Below are 19,468 nucleotides of genomic sequence, written 5' to 3'. Positions count from 1 at the left end.
ACGGAGACCTTGCCGGACAACTACTCAGTTGGCCGAGAACTTCGGATTTTCCAGTGCGTCGAAACAATCCGTGAGCCGGATGCGTCTGAAACCGTCATAGGCAGCTGCATAGTCCGAAAGCAGCTTTTCACGCGCGGATGTAACAGGGCAAGTTGGAAGCAGCACCAGATCGCTTTGCGCCAGCATCCTGGTTTCCTCCTCGGTCAGCGGCACGGCCGCGCGATAGGGATCTCCGCCGATCGCCACCCCTTTGGCCGGGGTGCGTCCCATCGCTGCGGTGATGGGATTGGCAAAATCACGCAGATCAATCACCTCGTACCGGTGACCGGTTTCCGCTTCGCGGCCGTGAATGGCAGCGATAACCTGGTCCATGGTTTCAAGCACGTTGACCTGAAAACGATGGTCGAAATAGAGCCAATAGTGCGGCAGGATCTCTGCTTGGGCGTAGAGTTCATAGGTCCCGCGACCTTCCGCCATGACCAGCCGTGACTTTTCAGCGGCTTCCATGGTCAATGTCTTTGCACTCAGATTGATGCTCGGCTGAAGGTTCGGAGTCGGGATGCTCACATCGCGAATCGTTGAGGCGGCAGCCCGAACAGCCGCATGCATCACCTTGGTGGCTGTGGGAAGCGCCACCAAAGCGATCAGAACGACCATTACAGGCCGTGCGGCAATTTTGGGAAGGGGCGTGGCAATCAGCAAAACCACAAGCAATGGCCAGATCGAGATAAATGCGGCACTGCCGAAATTCTGAGATTCATAGAGAATGTTGGCCACAATAAGCACGCCGAGCCAGACCCAGTCCTGGTCGAGCCGATTTGGCGTCGGCCTTCGACCATGACCGCGATCGAACTGGCCAATCAGATCCTGCGCACCGCGAATGCGTGAAATCATCAGATAGAGGGCCAGGAGCGCCGCAGCGACGATGACATCAAACCGCATCGACACGGTGAACATAATGTTCTGCAGCAGTACGCCGGTGTTGTTCTCGAGCAGTCTGAAGACGGACAGGATGTAGGCTGAGACCACGCCTGTCGCCAGCTCCAAAAGAGCAGTCAATCCGAGGCACACGGCAGCCACCGCAAGCGAAGTTGTCAGGCCTATTCTGCGGGTCAGGACCGCTGCGAACAATATGACACCGGCGGCGACAAAGGCATTGATTTTGGTGAACGCCAGAGCAAGCAGAAGCACCGAGAGGGCCGCAATCAGCGCTGGTCGCGAGCGCAGGAAGAACAGGCTGGCCACCAGCAGGTAGAGCAGAACCGCCCCGTGACGATTGTAATAGGAAAAGCCATCGACTCCTGGAAACACGTTCCAGTTCATCACATTGAAGGGCAGTACCGAGAAAATGACAAAGGGCACGAGCAGCGCGAAGGCCGCAAAAGCGCCACGCTCATGCGCGGACCAGCAGATCAGCGCCATCACCGGCGCGGTGACGATGATCATGCACCACTGAACCAGCAGCACCACGTTCGCATCAGCAAACAGCGTGTGCAGCAAACCGAACAGGACATAGCTCAGCGGGCCAACCGGCGCTTGAAAATCCCTGTAGATTTCCTGGCCTTGCTCCATCCTGTAGGCGCCATCAATGTAGATGTAGGTGTCCCAAAAACTCGGACCGATCGGCAATTCAATAGGCAACATCAAAGCGGTAATTAGCGCGAGGATGAACAATCCGAAGGTGATGAACACCCAAACGGCAGCCTTGCCATTCCATTCGATCATCTTTTTGAAACCCGCCCCATCCTCAGTCCCGGCGGTTCTCGGGCGCGTCTTGCCGCCCAAGACCCAAACAGCCATCGGTTCGGGTCGTCCCGTCCCGTAAGGCCATGGCGTTGCGCCTCTGCTTGCGGCAGTTGCGCCCGCCCCACTCCTGCAATTTAAACCAAAGCTGAATTACGGAAACGTGAACGAGAATGCCGTATTGGTTTCGATATACCCCACGATGGATCAAAGTGGCGAAGTATGGTGGTGGAAAAATACTATTCGGGGCAAGGAGCGGGTTCGAACATGTCGAGCTGGGTGAGCTCGCCTTCCAAAACGAAATCACCGTAATCCATCGTCAGGTCGCGGGTCACGCCATTGCCATAGAGCTTGAAGGCAATGGAGTAGACCGGCAAGCCGTCCCCCTCGGCGTCTTCCTCAAAATAGGACATCGACACGGGCCAGAAATTGTCACCGGCAAGCTCGCCCGCAACCTTTGCTTCGGTGTCGCCCGCGCTGGGAGCTTGCGACGCGCCCAGGATCGATGTGGTGATCATGGCTCTGTCGCCATCGTCTGAGCCGTCGTAGATGCGCGATTCATAAAACCGTTCGCCAGCCTTGGCGCGCTCGATCATCTCGATGAGATGCTCGGTGGGAAGCTTGGCATCAGGGATATCCAGCGCCATCTTTTCCGGTTGTTCAAGGGTGATTGCCAGTTGACCGTCACCGGCTGTGGCCGCGCCACGGGTTTCCCGGTCAAGCTGCTGGTTGACAAAGGAGCGGGTTACGAAGCGGAAGGTCCGGTCGCGCACATCTTCGAAGGTCGTGGTCTGCTGATCGGTGACGCGAGTGTCGTCTCCAGTGGCAATTTCGCTGACAAAGCGAAAGCTTACCGTATAGCCCTCACAGGCGGACCCGTTGAACTCATAGACCATGCGGCCCGCCATCTGCGAGATGCCTGAGCGCTCCGAAGCACTTTTGAGCGTCAGATCATAAACCGCACGATGGGTGGCGAGCATCGCTGTTCCAGCTTCGGCCACAGTCATCAACGAACCTGTTGAAACCAGGGCGGCCAGAACAATTGCAAGCTTGCGCATCGGGTTTTCTCCTGTCGAATCTCATAGCGATGATATATGACCAGACGCGGCAAAAGCGAGGCGGAACTTGCCCGCCTCGCAGAAAAGCCTGAACCGCAAACAATAAACCAAGTCCCGGGCACACCAAGGCGGCCGACCGACCTCGCCGCCGCCGCCATGCCCCCAATGCGCAGAGGAAGCCCAACGATGACCGACAGCATTCAGTCCCGCCTTGCCGCCCGCAACATAACGCTTCCCGAGGCGGCGGCACCGGCAGCCAACTACCTGCCCTATGCGATCAGCGGATCGCAGCTTTTCATCTCAGGCCAGTTGCCGATGGAAAACGGCGCGCTGGCCGTGACCGGCATTCTGGGCCGTGATGTGGACGTGCCAACCGCGCAGCGCGCTGCCGAACTGTGCGCAATCAACATCCTAAGCCAGGCAAAGGCGGCACTGGGCGGTGATCTGGAACGCATTGTCCGGGTCATCAAGCTCAACGGGTTTGTCGCCTCCGATCCGAACTTTACCGAGCAGCACCTGGTGATCAACGGCGCGTCCAATCTGATGGCCGAGATCCTCGGCGATGCGGGCAAACATGCGCGTGCCGCGGTCGGAATGGCCAGCCTGCCGCTCAATGCGGCGGTTGAAATCGACGCCGTGATCGAAATCCGCTGAGGCTGACCGTCATGAACACGCAGGCCCGGGACTTCAAATGGCTGACCGCACAGCCAATCGCCCATCGCGGCTATCACGACATGAACCAGGCGGTCTGGGAAAACACGCCTTCCGCCTTTGCACGCGCCATTGCGGCCGGTTATGCAATCGAATGCGATCTGCAGATCGCCACCGATGGCGTTCCAGTGGTGTTTCACGATGATGATCTTACAAGGCTTTGCGGGTTGCCGGGCGATGTGCGGGAGCGCAGTTCTCGTGAGCTGGGGCAGCTTGCCGTCGGCGGCACCGCTGACCGTGTTCCGAGCCTGACGGACACACTCAAGCAAGTTGCGGGACAGGTGCCGCTGGTTCTCGAACTCAAGGGCCGTCCAGGCGATGATGACGGATTTGCCGATGCTGTCGTCGAATCCCTTGAAGACTATGACGGGCCCGTGGCGCTGATGAGCTTCGACCATCACCTGCTGCGCGATCTCAAGGCCTGCAACCCGCCGAGACCGATCGGGTTAACCGCAGATGGCACCAAGCCCGAAGCATTCTTCACGCACGAGGAAGCCATGCAGCTTGGCCTCGATTTCATCTCCTATTGCGTGCACCATCTGCCCAACAGTTTTGTCGAAGCCCAACGCAAACAAGGGGTTCCAGTGATAACTTGGACAGTGCGCGATTCCGGCGCTGTCGAGCTGACAACGGCCCATGCAGATCAGATGACCTTCGAAGGATTTGCGCCCTGACCATCTTGCCAAGCCGGAGCAACGGCTTACCTTGATGAAAGGGCCGTTGCCGGTTCGGCCCTGGTTCGAAACGGATCATCATGAGCACTGAAGACAACGAGTACACCCTATCGACCGTTGAGGGCATGAATGCTGTCACATCGGAGGAGTGGAGCCACTTGGGTGGCGCGTCGCGAACTTCACAAATTGAGTCCGGACTTTTCTATAACCCATTTGTCAGCCAAGCCTTTTTGTCATCTCTGGAAGACTCCGGCTCGGTCACCGCTGAAACCGGATGGCTGCCCCGCCATATTGTCTTGCGCGGACCGGATGGCACACTCAAAGGTGCCATGCCCGCCTATATCAAGAGCCATTCGATGGGCGAGTATGTGTTCGATCATGCCTGGGCCGACGCATTTCAACGCGCCGGCGGCCGGTATTATCCCAAACTGCAGTGCTCGGCTCCATTCACGCCGGCGACCGGTCCCCGATTGATGGTGACGCCCGGTCTCGGGGCTCAGGCCGGACGGCGAGCGCTGGCTGCCGGCGGGCGGTCGCTGTGCACCCAACTCGGACTGTCATCGGTCCATGCCACCTTTGTGCCCGAGGCCGAAATTGCCGATTTCGAGGCGGAAGGCTATCTGCACCGGACTGACCAGCAATTTCATTTCGCCAACCAGTCCTACCGCGATTACACCGATTTTCTCGAGACGCTCGCTTCACGCAAGCGCAAGCAGCTCAAGCGCGAGCGCCGCAGCGCGCTCGAAAACGGCATCGAGATCGAATGGCTGACCGGCAGCGATCTCAGTGAGGCGTTGTGGGACACTTTCTACGGCTTCTACACGGACACCAGCGGGCGCAAATGGGGCCGCCCCTATCTCACAAGGCAGTTCTTCTCGCTGATTGGCGAGCGGATGGCCGAGGACGTGCTGTTGGTGCTGGCGCGGCGCGAGGGCCGCTACATCGCCGGTGCGATCAACTTCATCGGTGGAGACTGTCTCTATGGACGCCACTGGGGTTGCCTCGAGGATCATCCGTTCCTGCATTTCGAGGTCTGCTATCATCAGGCGATCGATTTCGCCATTGCCAGGGGGCTTGCGCGGGTGGAAGCGGGCGCGCAGGGCGAACACAAGCTGGCGCGCGGCTACCTGCCGGTCACCACCCATTCGGCCCACTATATCGACCACCCCGGACTGAGAAACGCCGTGGCCGATTACCTCGAGCGCGAACGCCGTGATGTGGCGCATATCGGCCAAGTGCTCACCGACCACGGCCCGTTCCGAAAGGGCGGCATCGAAAACGGCGGCGAAGAGGCGTGAGGGTGTGGCGAACACCGGTTGACGCGCAGGGCCGACCGGCTACAAACAAGCTGAAAACCGCACAAGCCCGGAGAACTGCCCCATGAGCGCGCCAACCTATGATGACGGCAATGTGTTTGCGAAAATCCTGCGTGGCGAACTGCCGGCAGAACGGCTCTATGAAGACGACCACACATTGGCAATCATGGACATCATGCCACGCGGAGACGGTCACTGCCTTGTGATCCCCAAGACCCCTGCCCGCAATGTTCTCGATGCGGATACGGACAGCCTCGCGGCAGTCGCAGCCACAACGCAGCTGATGGCGCGGACAGTGATGAAAGCCTTCGGTGCTGACGGCGTGACCATCCAGCAATTCAATGAAAGTGCGGGCGGTCAGGTGGTGTTCCACCTTCATGTGCACGTGATCCCGCGCTTTGACGGCATCGCCATGAAGCCGCATACCGGCACAATGGAAGATGCCGATGTGCTCAAAGCCAATGCGGAGAAGATCCGGGCGGCACTTGCTTGAAAGCGCCCGGACCGAACTGCTGACCCTGCCTTGGTTTCGCAACAATACAGGTGCATGCGGTGATATCTTTTGATCTCATGAGACCGCAATGCAAACCGCTCTTATCATCATGACCATACTCGGCTGCGACGACAGCGCCACGCAATGCCATTTCGTGGAGATGCTGGATCAGCGTTGGGCGACGATCGAGGCCTGTGACGCGGAAGCCGAAGCAACGCTGTCGGGCTACAACAACATCAGCTATCCGGTTGTGGTCGCTGTCTGCCAGACGCCGGGAGATACAGATCTTGCCGAGGCCGCTTCGGAAACAGGCCCGCAGCTGGCTGATGCGTCCGGTCAGCCGGTTGGTGACCTCGGTGGACCGCCTGCTCAACCCAATCAGGGCGAAAGCCAGGCGCTGAACAGTGCTCTGCGGCCTCCTGCCGACATTCCTCAGGCGTCAGCGAACTCGGGCCCGGACGCGAATGCAGCGGCTGGCGCTGACGTGATCGAAACGCCGAGGCTTGCCCGGCGAATACTCGGCACGATCAGGGAGGTTCTTCCCACACCTGAAAACCTCAAGACGCTGATCGAAAAGCCGGTGCATGTCGTGACCGATCAGTATTCCTGGGTGGCAAGGCGTTTCGACAAGTAGCAAGGCAGGCATACAGCCGCACCGGCTCGTCGGTCGGCTCAAATGGTGAGCAGGAACTGGCCGCCGATCAGTAAAGCCAGCGACACAGCGATACCGACCCAGATGCGTTTTCCCGCGATCAGAAACGCGGTGAACCCCGCCGCAACGGCAATCAACCGGATCAGCACCGGGGTTTCCTGCAGCGCGCCGGTTGGATAGAGGATCAGCTTGGCGATGACACCGGCCACGAGTGCGGTGGCCACGGCCCGCACCCAGGTGAGCGCGGCAGACTCCTCGCTCAGGCGGTTGCCAACCAGGACCCCCAGCCAGCGCCAGATGTCGGTGGCAAGCCAACCGGCAATGGCGATGAACAGATACGGCCACCACCAGGTGTCGAAACTCTCATAACCGATCATGTCGACCCGGCTCCCGATTTCCAGGCACGGTCGATCAGGAACGCAATGGTTCCGCCCACCAGTCCGGTGTAGAGAATGTCGAACTCGGGCGCGACCTGATGGAAAACCGGGATCAAGGCGAGGCCGACCACCATTGCGATGCGCCCTGCCCGATCTCGCGTCGACGCCCAGATCGAGGTCAGGAAATAGACCGGTGTCAGGAAGAAAAGCGCCCCGGCAAGCATTGCGGGAAGGTTGCTCACAGTGGAATAGATGATCGCCACCAGGACAATGTTGGCGAGCGTGACGGTGACGCCAAAGCCGGCGAAAAACGACACACGGTGTTCGCGCGGCACATCCTTGATGCGTTCCATGGTGAACACATAGGCCGTAACCGCGATGAAATGCGACAGGAACAGCAGCAGCCAGGTGGGCGTCTTGCTGTGGCGGATTTCAGGGATCAGCGAAGCCACCATCGGCATCAGCCGGATCGAGGACAGTGTCACCGTCAGAAACGCCGCGGGCAGCGACGCGCCAGCCAGGATCGAGCCGACCAGCAGCACCTTGGCGGGCAAGGCCCAGACCATGCCGGTCATGAACACGGTTTCACCAAAGGGAATGCCAGCCTCAACGGCAAAGCCGCTGAAGCCGACAAAGGCGCTCATCAGGATGATCGCCGGAAGCGATGCGATGCCGCGCACGCCCTTGAAAAACCAATGGAACCCGTTGTGGCTGGAGGAAGAGGTCATCTCTCCCGTGTTAACGGCTTTAACTGCTGCTGCAAGTGGTTTTTGGCCAAGGGAGCAGCGGGTTGCTGTTCATAGCAAGACACCCCGGCGATAACCGGGGTGTCTGATTGCTGACCGCACTCTTGCCACGCACACTATTTCTTGCGCGGCACCTTGGGCACTGCGGTCGAAGGCTTTCTCGCCGCCGGTTTTTCAGCCACGTCGGATTGGGCCTTTGCCGCGGCAGGCGCATCGGGCTCGGGCGATGGTTCCTTGCCTCCGCCGGTGCGCTTGGGCGCGGCTTTGGAAGCCGGCGCCTTGGCTTTTGCCGGAGCACGCTTCTTGGCTGGCACCTTTTCCTTCTTCGGCTTGACCGGCTGTTCAGACGGGATGGCATCAAGCAGCAAGGCGTTCTTGTTGCCGTCCTTTTCGCCGACGGACACCTTGACGGTGCCGCCATGCTTGAGCTTGCCGAAAAGAAGCTCGTTGGCGAGCTCCTTCTTAATGTTCTCCTGAATCACCCGGCCCAGCGGCCGCGCGCCCATCCGCTCGTCATAGCCCTTGTCCGCGAGCCATGCGATGGCGTCATCGCCCAGATCGAACGTGACATTGCGTTCGGCCAGCTGTGCTTCAAGCTGCATGACAAACTTCTGCACGACCATGTGAATGACCTTCACCGGCAGCGAACCAAACGGAATAATGGAATCGAGACGGTTGCGGAACTCCGGCGTAAACAGCCGGTTGATCGCTTCCATGTCGTCGCCTTCACGCTTGGATGACCCAAACCCGATAGCAGCCTTGGCCGCATCTGCAGCACCTGCATTGGTGGTCATGATCAGGATCACATTGCGGAAGTCGATTTTCTTGCCGTTGTGATCGGTGAGAGATCCATGATCCATCACCTGCAACAGGATGTTGAACAGGTCGGGATGCGCCTTCTCGATCTCATCGAGAAGCAGCACGCAGTAAGGGTGCTGATCGACGCCATCGGTCAGCAACCCGCCCTGGTCGAAGCCGACATAGCCCGGAGGCGCACCGATCAAGCGGGAAACAGTGTGCCGTTCCATGTATTCGGACATGTCGAAGCGCAAAAGCTCCACGCCAAGCGAATCGGCCAGTTGCCTGGCAACTTCGGTCTTGCCGACACCGGTGGGGCCGGAGAACAGGTAAGAGCCGATCGGCTTGTCGGGCTCGCGGAGCCCGGCGCGCGCCAGCCGGATCGCGGCAGTGAGCGAGTCAATCGCCAGATCCTGGCCGTAGACCACCGAGCGCAGCTCCTTGTCGAGATTGGCGAGAACCGTCTCATCATCCTTCGACACCGTCTTGGCCGGAATCCGGGCCATGGTTGCGATGGTGTTCTCGATCTCGATGTCCGTCAGGATTTTCTTGCGTTGCTTTTCAGGCAGCAGCATCTGTCCGGCACCGGATTCATCAATCACGTCGATCGCCTTGTCCGGCAGTTTACGGTCGGTGATATAGCGCGCGGACAATTCGACCGCCGCTTTGATCGCTTCATCGGTGTAGCCCACCTTGTGGTATTCCTCGAAGTAGGGCTTGAGGCCCTTGAGGATCTCGATCGCATCGGGGATCGTCGGCTCAACCACATCGATCTTCTGGAACCGGCGCACCAGCGCCCGGTCCTTCTCGAAGAACTGCCGGTATTCCTTGTAGGTGGTCGACCCGATGCAACGGATCGCACCGGATGACAATGCAGGCTTGAGCAGGTTGGAGGCGTCCATCGCCCCGCCGGATGTGGCACCAGCGCCGATCACCGTGTGGATCTCGTCGATGAACAGCACCGCATGGGGCAGATCCTCGAGTTCCTTGACCACCTGCTTGAGCCGTTCCTCAAAATCACCGCGGTATCGGGTTCCAGCCAGCAGAGCACCCATGTCGAGCGAATAGATCACGGCTTCGGAGAGCACATCAGGCACATCTCCTTCGACAATGCGCTTGGCAAGGCCTTCGGCGATCGCGGTCTTGCCAACGCCTGGATCACCCACATAAAGCGGGTTGTTCTTGGAACGGCGGCAAAGGATCTGGATTGTCCGGTTGACCTCCTCCATCCGCCCGATAAGCGGATCGATGCGGCCAGTTCCGGCTTTCTCATTCAGGTTTACGCAATAGGCCGTCAGCGCATCCTGCGCCTTCTTCTTTCCGCCCTCTTCTCCGGATGGATCGGCTTTGCCGGTTTCAGGCTCGGACTCCTCGATTCCGCGCACCGGACGGCTTTCACCGGATCCCGGGCGCTTGGCGATGCCATGGGAGATGAAATTGACCGCGTCATAGCGGGTCATTTCCTGCTCCTGAAGGAAATAGGCGGCATGGCTCTCGCGCTCGGCGAAAATCGCCACCAGCACATTGGCGCCGGTCACCTCGTCACGGCCGGACGACTGAACGTGGATAACGGCGCGCTGGATCACCCGCTGGAAGCCGGAGGTGGGCTTGGAATCCTCATCATAGCCTGTGATAAGGTTGCCAAGTTCCTTGTCGACATAGTCGCCGACGGCGCGGCGCAGTTGTTCAAGATCAACATTGCAGGCGCCCATAACCGCCGCAGCGTCGGGATCTTCGATCAGCGCCAGAAGCAGATGCTCGAGCGTGGCATATTCATGATGCCGCTCATTGGCATAGGTCAGCGCCTGATGGATCGCCTTTTCAAGACTGTTAGAAAAGCTGGGCACGTTCAGGTCCTCATTTCTTTTCCATCACGCATTGCAGCGGATGATGATTTGTGCGGGCGAAATCCATGACCTGCGTCACTTTGGTTTCAGCCACCTCGTAGGTGAACACTCCACACTCGCCGACGCCATGATTGTGCACATGCAGCATGATACGCGTGGCCTGGTCACGGTCTTTCTGGAAAAATCTCTCGAGCACATGAATCACGAACTCCATCGGGGTGTAATCGTCGTTAAGAAGCAGCACCCGGTAAAGGCTCGGCTTCTTGACCTGCGGCTTGGTCCGGGTGATGACCGAGGTTCCCCGGTCAGAACCCCCGTCTCCGGTTTTTTTATCCGCCTGCAATCGTGTCCGGTTCGTGCTGTCGTTCACTCTGGCCATTTCCTGTCATTTCCAACCGGCTCATTCCTGACCCATATTGCGGGCCGGACTCAACCAGCCGGGCACTCTCTTTAACTTAGTCTTTCCTGCGGCGATTTTAAGCCCCCTTTTGCACCTGATCAAAGAGATTTCCGATCAATGTCAAAATCAAGAAAAAACCCGTCCGCAGAGAATGCGAACGGGTTGTTTTGCTCTTGCATGTTGGCCCGAGGGGCCAGCAGATGGGAGTATCAGCTGGAAACCTTGGCTGCGGCAGCTTCGAAAGGCTTGTAAGCTTCCTTGGCCAGATCCGCATAGAGTTCGCTCATCTTGGTAGCCTGAGCAACAAATGTCTCATAGGAAGTCTTGGCGTATTCCGTCTGGATCTCCACGGCCTTGTCGAGGCTTTTGGCCGACACCAGTTTCTCAACTGCAGCGGCGCTGTCCTCATAGGACTTCTTGGAGTAGTCAGTTGCTTCGGCAGTGATCTGCTGGAAACCCTTTGTCATGGCTGACATGGTAGTCAGCATGCTGTCCATGGCTTCTTTGCTCATCTTCGAAGTGCTGTCAAAATTCATCATATCGATGGTTCCTGTGGTTAGGGAAGAACATGATCCTAATTTAGGTGCACTGCACAATTTTGTCAAGATTTTTGTGCATCGCACCTAAGCCTAAGAACAGATTGAGCTTTGGCTCTTAACGCATCGGAGGCTGCTTTTTTTCTTACATCTTCCATCGTATCCCGCCCGGGATAACTCAAAACACTTTCCGGTGGCGGGATTGAGGGCCTGGTTTTCGAAGATCCGGGTTTACGCGCCGCCATTTCCCAGGCTGGCCCAAAGGCGCACAACCATTTTTTATCCGACAAATTTCGGCAAGGAATCATTCATCATAAACGGATTGGTAACGACGCGCCCTTAAGGTCAAGGGCAATGGCTGTTCAGGAGGGCGACGGCCAGAAACCCTGAAACCCTCTTACCTGTTCGTGAGTGAGTCACCGTGTACCAGCGTAAATTCGGACTGATTGATCAGTTTGCCGCCCTTTCGCGCTCCCTGCTTCGTCTTATGGCTTTTGCCGGACTTGCAATGGCCTTGGCCAGCGGCGCCGCCCTTGCCAATTCGAAGTATGCCGGAATCGTCGTGGATGCCAAAACCGGAAAAACCCTCTATGCCTACAATGCGGACCAACTGCGGTTTCCTGCGTCACTGACCAAGATGATGACGCTTTATATGGTGTTTGAGGCGCTGGAACAGCGCAAAATCAAGCTCAACACCCGCATCGTGTTCTCCGCAAATGCCGCAAAAGAACCGCCGACCAAGCTCGGCGTTGGCACCGGCAAGTCGATCACGGTCGAACAGGCGATCTATGCCCTTGTGACCAAGTCGGCAAATGACGCCTCGACTGCGGTGGCCGAACACCTTGGCGGCTCGGAAGCCAAATTCGCTCGCATGATGACTGCCAAGGCGCGGTCACTGGGCATGAGCCGGACAACGTTTCGCAACGCGCATGGGCTTCCCAATTCGAAACAGGTGACCACGGCGCGCGACATGGCGCGGCTGGGCATTGCGCTGCGTGAGCACTTCCCGCGCCAGTACAAATATTTCGCCACGCGCTCGTTCAAGTTCGGCAAGACCCGGCTTTCCAATCACAATCGCCTTCTCGGCACAGTCCGCGGGGTCGACGGCATCAAGACCGGTTACACTCGCGCCTCGGGATTCAATCTCGTTTCATCGGTGGTTGACCGTAACCGTTCGATCGTCGCCGTGGTGATGGGTGGAAGGACCGGCGCAAGCCGTAACGCCCAGATGAAGAAACTGATCGCAGGCTATCTTTCCAAAGCATCGACTCGTGGCAGCGGAAACCTGATCGCCAGGGGTGCTCCAAGTACCATTAGCGTTGCTGCATTGGAATTGCCCAAGGTCGGCCCGGTTCCCAATTTGCGGCACAAGGCCAGCGCCCGCATGGCGCTTGCCTATGCGGCTCCCAGCCCTGCTCCGGTGGTAGGCCGCGAAGCATTGGCGCAATCGCTTGCCGAACAGAAAGTGGCCATACCGACCCCTGCTCCGGCCATCGTGCCACCTGCAGCTGTTGGCTCCGCCAATCAGGGTATCGATCCCGTCACCACCGCATCAACGGCAGCGATGGACGGCTGGATGATCCAGATCGGAGCGACGCCTGACCGTGATTCGGCGGTGGCGCTTCTGTCACGCGCCCAGGGTGCGGGAGGAAACGCCTTGTCGGGTGCCGAGCCGTTCACGATGGCTTTCGCCAAGGACAATGAAAAACTCTACAGGGCCCGTTTCGGTGGCTTCGATGGCCAATCCGCCGCCACGCGGGCCTGCAGGGCTCTTGAGAAAAAGGGGTTTGCCTGCTGGGCAACCGCCAACTGAATATACGCTGCGCTTGTCTAGCGCTGCGGCCGGACATGAAAGGTTCGGCAACACCCACGTTTTTGTATCGCGTATACGGGGAAATCAGCCATGCCGACGCAAGAGAACATCCTTGGCAGCATTGATGCGGCCAGCAAGAAAAGCCGTCCCGCCCGCATCGGGGTGCATCCTCTTCATGAGGCGGCGATGCGCCTCGCGGATCTCGGCTTCACTCGCCCCCGGAGCAAGACCAAGGACCTCGTAAGCCTCCTTCTGTGTCATGGAGCCCGAGCTTGGCGCAGCTCCCAGCCCCGCATCATTATCCATGTCCGGGCCGGAACGCCAGTCGGGCATTCGGCGGTCAAGATACGCCTCAAGTAGACCCAGGCTTTCGGGGTCGGCAGCAAGTTCGGAATGCAGCTGCATGAGGTCTGCCTCATCCAGCGCATCAAGTTCCTGGCCTTCGAAGGATCCCGCCAGCACCAAACCGTTCATTGCGCCGGTATCGAGGTCCAACTCCATTTCCAGCGCCGCGGAGCGGACATGCGAGTGGCCGCCTGGCTGACGGGTTGCGTTCTGTGCCCGTCGCGCGCGCACGAACATGCCCACCGCCAAAGCCAGCAGCGGAAATCCGAGGCCGCCACGGCCCACCAGAATCATCACCAGGCCGATGCTTCCGAGGATGACCGGGAGACCGAAACGCAAAATGGCAGCGAGCACAGCCGGGCGAACCGAAAGAAGGCTTCCGGCAATAGCTAAAAGGATCAACAGACCGCCAAAAAAGAGGGCAATCGGACTCATATGATTATTTGCTCCCGCCGCGCGTTGGCGGCAATTGCTCAAGCAGCAGGCGCTCCGCAGCCCCACCGGATTTTTCAAGAGCGTGCCGTCCGCCAGTGGCATAGGCAGCCACCGCGCGCAACAGCGCAGCCAATTCGGATGCGGCGTTCTGGTCAAACCGGACATAGGCACCGCCTGTTACCCGTGCGATCTCGCGGAATCCAATGGCCGCCGCCGGGTCTTTACCCTCATGAAACATGAAGCAAGGCACCTTGCGCATCGCCAACTCGCCGGCTGTCATGGCGAGCTTGTCGATATTCTCCTCCATCGCATCCCCGATATAGACCAGAGCATTGACTGGCTTTGACTTGGCCTCGTCAGCGGTATGGCGGAGTACGCGGCCAATCTGGGTCTGGCCGCCACGGCAATCGATCCGGCTCATAAGATTGGCAAGCTGGGTGGTGTCGGCAACCCAGCGCGAGGCGCGGCATTCATCCAGCCCGCGAAAATAGACCAGTTGAACCGACAGATCGCTGTTGCTGCCACCGGCATTGCCCACTGCGTCAAACATCTGGGCCTGCAGCTTGCAGGCAATGTCCCAGGTGGGTTGCCGGCTCATTGTGGCGTCGAGGGCAAAGGCCAGCCTCCCCGAGCCCTTGGAACCGGCGGCAATCGCTTTGGCAGCGGACAGAAATTGAGCAATCTCCGACCGCGACGATTTGACCGCACTGTCAGAAACACCACTCGCCCGTGTCGAGACTGACTTGCCAAACCCGGTCTTGTTACTGTTGGCCATTGCGAACCGCTTAAACCTCCCTCGTTCCGCTTGCTGCAACCAAGGTCGCGAACATCTTCAACAATGTGGCGCTTTGTCCAGCAAACACAAGGGTGTGCATTGACAACGGGCGATTTGGTCCCAAACGATGGCGATTGCGGGAGACTTTCCCATTTTACAAATATGTCTCGCGCCTGCTGTCCGGCTGAAACCCTCACAGGCCGAAGACCTCAGAAAGCGAACGTCATGACGGCAACAGTGGGTTCCGGACACATTCAAACAATGTTATACGATTACCTGAGTATTTGCTCATCTTTAAATGATGCAAAAGGATACAATCTTGACATCAGTTTCGGCTCGCAGATCTTGCACGTCGCGAAGCATGCATCGCTCCTTGATGATGGCGCTGGCGGTGGCAGCACCGGCAATCCCCTTCGAAACTACACCGGCTGCCGCTACTAGTTGCGCGAGCCTGGGAGTAGGAACCAGGATCGTCTCGGGAACCGCGGGGATCCAGCCCACCGCACTAGATCCAGCCAAGACATACTGTCTGGATTCCCGCACCAATGTGATCATCGTACCGGGCACGATCGCTCCGAGTGGCGCGCTCGATGTCTACACCAGGCGAACTTTTGATCCGGCTTTCGTCCAACCCTACAATCATCTGAACTCTGTGCTGCTGTCAGGAACCAGCATTGCGTCAGCCCCCAATCCGGGCACGCCGTTCTTGAGAATTCGCCCCATGCCGGCAACGGGCACGCTTGGGGCAATGAGAGTAAACCTGGTAAATGTCGAAATCGGAGAAAACCGATCGATAGAGCTGACAAAGGCATCCGGTTTAAGCCAGATCCAGGACGTGTTCATTGTCAGCACTCAACCACGCACCTACCAGACATTCAGCATTTCCAATCCAAACAACGTCTCCATTGGAAGCTACAATCTTAACGGACAAACATTTCTCCGACCGACACAGCTCACGCTCAGACAGAGCAGCATCACCAATGCCGGGCTGCTGGGTGTTGAAAAGGGTTCGACCCTCAAACTCGACAGCACGACGATAGAAACAGGAATTGTCGGGCTTTACGGAACACTGGCCGGCAACGGGACTGTTCGAGGGCCGGCCGGCGTCGGCAGCAATGTGAACTTCCGAACAGGAACCGGCGCAGTCTTTTCGCCCGGGCTTTCGATCGGCACGTTGAACATTGGGGGCAATCTGAGCTTGCAGGGCGCGACATCGCTCATATCCGAAATAGACCCCAACGCCGCACAAAACGCAGACCTGCTTTCCGTCAGCGGAACGGTCACCGGCGCCGACAAGCTCACCGTCACGCTGGAAAAAGACAATGGATACACGGCAACCGGCGCAGGTGAAGTCGCCGACTTTACCGGCTCGACTTACACAGTCCTGACGGCTGCCAGCATCGACAGCAATTCGATCGCACTGGTGGAAGGTGGGTCACTCAACGCGCATCTTTCAGCCAGGCTGATCGGCCAGCCCAGCAACACGGGACAGATCGTAGTCGGTTTCACCGACAACTCTGCCGTTCCTGGCCATGTGCCGTCCAAACTGCCCGCCTCCACGCCCTGGTCGACGCTGGTGTCCGCGATTGCTGCTACGCACAACAACACAGTGGTCAATGGCAGTTCCGGCGGAGGCACAGCGCCGGGTGCAACAGGAACCAGCAATGGCGGCCAACAGCAGCTGAGCAACGGTCAAACCGTCAGCACTGCTTGGCTTGGCCTGACGAATGCCCAGGTCAGCCAACTCGACCAGGTGCATGCGGAGCCCTATTCATCCAATCTGACCGTTGGTCTCGAACAACTCGAACATGTTGCCTCGTCGGTCATGGCCCGCATGACGTCCCAGGACCATGACCATGACAACGGCAAAGGTCATGCTCTGTGGATGGACGCGTCCTACTCGCGCGGACATGTGCAGGGCAGAGATAGCCTGGGCAGCTTCGGTTACTCCCTGTCCAACCTGCTGGTCGGCACCGACCTCATCGAGCGGGAGCGATTCAGTGCCGGTGTCTTTGGCGGGTATGGCTACACATCGATGCATGAACACGACAAGGTAACCCAGGACTTTTCCGGCCAAAGCGCCATCGCCGGCGCCTATGCGACTGCCCAAATTGAGCGTTTCACCTTCGCCACCGTGGTCGGGTATGCACATGGATGGCACAAGTCGACCCGTATCAACCGCGATGTCGGACTGTTCTCCGGCGGCGTGGCAAGTTCCAGCTACACTTCAGACAACATGCTTGCCTCAGCGCATCTGGGCTATCAGACCCTGATCGGTGAAGGCATGCAACTTGAGCCGTTTGTGGCCGCCGCCTACTCCAGAATATGGCAGAACAGCCTCACGGAAACTGGTGGAGGCGACTTCAATTACTCCATAGCTGCAGCGAACGCGGAAGCCTTGACCGGCGGTCTCGGCGTAAAGTTCACCCAGGATCTCCCGAATACTGCACAAGAGCGCAAGCTCAGGCTGACTGGTGTTCTGCGCTACGATCACGATTTCGAAGCCGCAAGGACCAAGGCACACCAGATCACTGCAACGAGCCATTTGTTCGGCACTTTTACCCAAACCGGTCAAAACCGTGGCGCTCACACCGTAACAGGCAGCCTTGGGCTAAGTGGCGCTTTGAGCAGAACCGTTTCCGTACGCGCTGGCGTTACCGGTTCGCTGAGCCAACATGGCCATGAATTCGGGGCCCGCGGGCATCTGAGGGTCGCGTTCTAATCGCGCGCCCATGCCCCGAAAACATCATTGCATTACAGAAGCCCAAGCCCTGCAAGCTCGCGCTTGAGCTCCGCCGGCAAATCATCGCCACCTTGATGTGATGCCCCAAGATCGGGCGGCGCATCGTCGGGATCAAGGTAACGCCAGCCCTGAAACGGCCGCCGCGGCGCCCAGGACGTCTCGTGCAGGACCGGCTCGAGCACCAGATGACATCGCGAAATGCCATCGGTATCGACAAAGGGTCTGACATCGATCAACCGCTGACGGGCCTGGATATTGCCCTTGATCACCCAGTAGAGCGAGCCGCCATCCAGCAATTCGGCTGCGCGCTTGGGCACCATTCGGGTGGTGTGAAACTGCTCTGGCGTCACACCCGCCGCTTTTTGAGCAGCCAGGCGGCTTTCGACCCAGTGTTTGTGATCTTCGACGCTTTCAGCGCCGACGCAGAGTTTGAGCATGTGGAGAGCCATGCGCAATATGTCGGGCTCGCACCCGTCGCGGTCAACCCGCCGCAGCGGCAAACCGGCCGCCATCCACAGGCGCACCCCGCTTTGGTCTGTTTCAGGCCATCAACACTCCACGACATTGACCGCAAGGCCGCCGGTCGAGGTTTCCTTGTAGCGTTCGTTCATGTCGAGCCCGGTCTGGCGCATGGTTTCGATACAGGCGTCGAGCGGGACGAAATGCTGTCCATCGCCTTTCATCGCCAGGGATGCGGCGGTGACCGCCTTGACTGCCCCAAGCGCATTGCGCTCGATACAGGGCACCTGAACCAGCCCACCCACCGGATCACAGGTCATTCCCAGATGGTGTTCGAGTGCGATTTCAGCCGCGTTTTCTATCTGTTCGGGCGTTCCACCCATGACCGCAGCCAGTCCCGCGGCCGACATCGCCGCAGCGGAACCGACCTCGCCCTGGCAGCCGACTTCGGCACCGGAGATCGAAGCATTGTGCTTGATGATGCCGCCGATGGCCGCTGCGGTGAGCAGGTAATCGTGCACCGCTTTGGTGTCGGCGCCATCGTGGAATTGCAGCATGTAGCGGATGGTCGCTGGTATCACGCCAGCTGCGCCGTTGGTCGGCGCTGTGACGACGCGGCTGCCGGCCGCATTTTCCTCATTGACGGCCATGGCGTAGACGCTCAGCCAGTCATTGGCAAGCAGAGGATTGCGGCGGTTCTGGCGCCATTCCTCCTGCAACTGTTCGTGAAGAATGCGGGCGCGGCGACGCACCTTGAGCCCCCCCGGCATGATGCCCTCGCCCACCAGCCCGCGGTCGATACAGCCGCTCATCGCGCCCCATATCCGGTCCAACCCGGCATCTAGCTCTTCGCCCGACATGTGCACTTCTTCATTGGCCCGCTTCATCTGTGCGATCGACAGGCCGGAGCGCGCAGCCATCTCGAGCATCTCCTTGGCGTGGGCGAAGGGATAGGGAACGCTCTTGTCGGTCTTGACCTCTTTGACAGATTTGAGCGCTTCGAGCTCGGTATCGGTGACCACGAAACCGCCGCCGATGGAATAGTAGACCCGTTTGAGCAGCATCGCGCCGTCCCGGTCATAGGCGGTAAATGTCATGCCGTTTGCATGGCCTGGAAGCGGATGTTTCTTGTCGAAAACCAGATCGGTCCGTGGATCGAACTGATACTCCGGATGACCAGGCGGCGCGATTCGCCTGGTTCTCTCAACTTCGGCGATGATGGCGTCCATGCGGTCAGGATCGACCTGATCGGGGAGTTCGCCGGTGAGACCGAGAATCACCGCCCTGCCCGTGCCGTGGCCGACGCCGGTAAAGGCCAGCGATCCATGCAGACTGGCAGTGACGGAGAAAACATTCGCGCCGGACGGACGGACCCAATCCGGACTGGCGACCTCATCAAGGAATCGCACTGCGGCTGACATCGGCCCCATCGTGTGCGAGCTCGAAGGACCGACCCCGATCTTGAACACATCGAAAACTGATAGAAACATCGGCTGGCCGTCCTCTGCTACGTGCCGCATTCAAATGAGTTCATCTGAAGGAAACCG

The 19,468-nt window shown here is 58.8% G+C and carries 19 protein-coding genes; 8 read left to right on the top strand and 11 right to left on the bottom strand.

Translation table 11 applies throughout. From position 1 onward, the window contains the following. Positions 1–24: 24 nt before the first annotated feature. On the bottom strand, positions 25–1,800 hold the full coding sequence (locus tag HPDFL43_RS09925; RefSeq protein WP_007197191.1) for a hypothetical protein: 1,776 nt from the start codon (positions 1,798–1,800) through the stop codon (positions 25–27). A 182-nt stretch (positions 1,801–1,982) separates the two neighbouring features. Beyond that, positions 1,983–2,801, bottom strand: coding sequence for a cell envelope integrity EipB family protein (locus HPDFL43_RS09920; protein WP_007197190.1), 819 nt, complete (start codon positions 2,799–2,801; stop codon positions 1,983–1,985). A gap of 186 nt (positions 2,802–2,987) precedes the next feature. Between HPDFL43_RS09920 and HPDFL43_RS09915 the strand changes: the two genes are divergently transcribed. The 5 genes from HPDFL43_RS09915 (at position 2,988) to HPDFL43_RS09895 (ending at position 6,629) form a co-directional block, all read left to right on the top strand. Beyond that, complete coding sequence (locus tag HPDFL43_RS09915; RefSeq protein ID WP_040450068.1) at positions 2,988–3,455, top strand: RidA family protein; 468 nt, start codon at positions 2,988–2,990, stop codon at positions 3,453–3,455. Between the two features lie 11 nt (positions 3,456–3,466). Continuing rightward, a complete protein-coding gene (locus HPDFL43_RS09910) occupies positions 3,467–4,186 on the top strand; it encodes a glycerophosphodiester phosphodiesterase (protein ID WP_007197188.1) in 720 nt (239 codons plus the stop codon). A gap of 80 nt (positions 4,187–4,266) precedes the next feature. After that, positions 4,267–5,484, top strand: coding sequence for a GNAT family N-acetyltransferase (locus HPDFL43_RS09905; protein WP_245271114.1), 1,218 nt, complete (start codon positions 4,267–4,269; stop codon positions 5,482–5,484). A gap of 82 nt (positions 5,485–5,566) precedes the next feature. Then, positions 5,567–5,995 carry an HIT family protein gene (locus tag HPDFL43_RS09900; RefSeq protein WP_007197186.1) on the top strand — a complete coding sequence of 143 codons (429 nt, stop codon included), beginning with the start codon at positions 5,567–5,569 and terminating at the stop codon, positions 5,993–5,995. Between the two features lie 88 nt (positions 5,996–6,083). Continuing rightward, positions 6,084–6,629, top strand: coding sequence for a hypothetical protein (locus tag HPDFL43_RS09895; RefSeq protein ID WP_007197185.1), 546 nt, complete (start codon positions 6,084–6,086; stop codon positions 6,627–6,629). Between the two features lie 38 nt (positions 6,630–6,667). Here the strand turns inward: HPDFL43_RS09895 and HPDFL43_RS09890 are convergent, their stop codons facing one another. The 5 genes from HPDFL43_RS09890 to HPDFL43_RS09870 form a co-directional block, all read right to left on the bottom strand. Next, the gene (locus tag HPDFL43_RS09890; RefSeq protein ID WP_007197184.1) at positions 6,668–7,024 is read right to left on the bottom strand and encodes an AzlD domain-containing protein; all 357 of its coding nucleotides are present in this window, start codon (positions 7,022–7,024) and stop codon (positions 6,668–6,670) included. After that, complete coding sequence (locus tag HPDFL43_RS09885) at positions 7,021–7,752, bottom strand: AzlC family ABC transporter permease (RefSeq protein ID WP_007197183.1); 732 nt, start codon at positions 7,750–7,752, stop codon at positions 7,021–7,023. The genes HPDFL43_RS09890 and HPDFL43_RS09885 overlap by 4 nt, the downstream gene beginning before the upstream one ends. Before the next feature lie 134 nt (positions 7,753–7,886). After that, positions 7,887–10,415, bottom strand: coding sequence for an ATP-dependent Clp protease ATP-binding subunit ClpA (gene clpA / locus HPDFL43_RS09880; RefSeq protein WP_007197182.1), 2,529 nt, complete (start codon positions 10,413–10,415; stop codon positions 7,887–7,889). A 10-nt stretch (positions 10,416–10,425) separates the two neighbouring features. Continuing rightward, positions 10,426–10,794, bottom strand: coding sequence for an ATP-dependent Clp protease adapter ClpS (clpS, locus tag HPDFL43_RS09875; protein ID WP_007197181.1), 369 nt, complete (start codon positions 10,792–10,794; stop codon positions 10,426–10,428). 230 nt (positions 10,795–11,024) lie between these two features. Beyond that, complete coding sequence (locus HPDFL43_RS09870; RefSeq protein WP_007197180.1) at positions 11,025–11,354, bottom strand: phasin family protein; 330 nt, start codon at positions 11,352–11,354, stop codon at positions 11,025–11,027. A 484-nt stretch (positions 11,355–11,838) separates the two neighbouring features. On the opposite strand from HPDFL43_RS09870, the gene HPDFL43_RS09865 reads away from it, so the two are divergent. Then, a complete protein-coding gene (locus HPDFL43_RS09865) occupies positions 11,839–13,164 on the top strand; it encodes a D-alanyl-D-alanine carboxypeptidase (RefSeq protein WP_007197179.1) in 1,326 nt (441 codons plus the stop codon). Between the two features lie 84 nt (positions 13,165–13,248). Here the strand turns inward: HPDFL43_RS09865 and HPDFL43_RS22255 are convergent, their stop codons facing one another. Then, positions 13,249–13,365, bottom strand: a complete 117-nt coding sequence (locus tag HPDFL43_RS22255) for a J domain-containing protein (RefSeq protein WP_245271137.1) — start codon at positions 13,363–13,365, stop codon at positions 13,249–13,251. Between HPDFL43_RS22255 and HPDFL43_RS22250 the strand changes: the two genes are divergently transcribed. After that, positions 13,321–13,524 (top strand): hypothetical protein, encoded by a 204-nt coding sequence (locus HPDFL43_RS22250; protein ID WP_245271136.1) that lies wholly within the window; start codon positions 13,321–13,323, stop codon positions 13,522–13,524. The two genes, HPDFL43_RS22255 and HPDFL43_RS22250, sit on opposite strands and share 45 nt — an antisense overlap. A gap of 424 nt (positions 13,525–13,948) precedes the next feature. Here HPDFL43_RS22250 and HPDFL43_RS09855 read toward each other — a convergent pair whose 3' ends face one another. Further along, a complete protein-coding gene (locus HPDFL43_RS09855; protein WP_007197176.1) occupies positions 13,949–14,719 on the bottom strand; it encodes a hypothetical protein in 771 nt (256 codons plus the stop codon). Positions 14,720–15,080: 361 nt separating this feature from the next. Between HPDFL43_RS09855 and HPDFL43_RS09845 the strand changes: the two genes are divergently transcribed. Further along, the gene (locus HPDFL43_RS09845; protein WP_169743245.1) at positions 15,081–17,441 is read left to right on the top strand and encodes an autotransporter family protein; all 2,361 of its coding nucleotides are present in this window, start codon (positions 15,081–15,083) and stop codon (positions 17,439–17,441) included. Between the two features lie 32 nt (positions 17,442–17,473). On the opposite strand, the gene HPDFL43_RS09840 is transcribed toward HPDFL43_RS09845, so the two are convergent. Together HPDFL43_RS09840 and HPDFL43_RS09835 are read right to left on the bottom strand one after the other, a co-directional pair. Beyond that, on the bottom strand, positions 17,474–17,911 hold the full coding sequence (locus HPDFL43_RS09840; RefSeq protein ID WP_040450067.1) for a DUF1489 family protein: 438 nt from the start codon (positions 17,909–17,911) through the stop codon (positions 17,474–17,476). Between the two features lie 99 nt (positions 17,912–18,010). Further along, positions 18,011–19,411: an L-serine ammonia-lyase gene (locus HPDFL43_RS09835; RefSeq protein WP_007197172.1), complete on the bottom strand. Its 1,401-nt coding sequence runs from the start codon at positions 19,409–19,411 to the stop codon at positions 18,011–18,013. Positions 19,412–19,468 lie beyond the last annotated feature (57 nt).

Origin of the sequence: Hoeflea phototrophica DFL-43 (genome assembly GCF_000154705.2) — a bacterium.
Lineage (GTDB): Bacteria > Pseudomonadota > Alphaproteobacteria > Rhizobiales > Rhizobiaceae > Hoeflea > Hoeflea phototrophica.
This window is presented reverse-complemented; position numbering and strand designations above follow the sequence as displayed.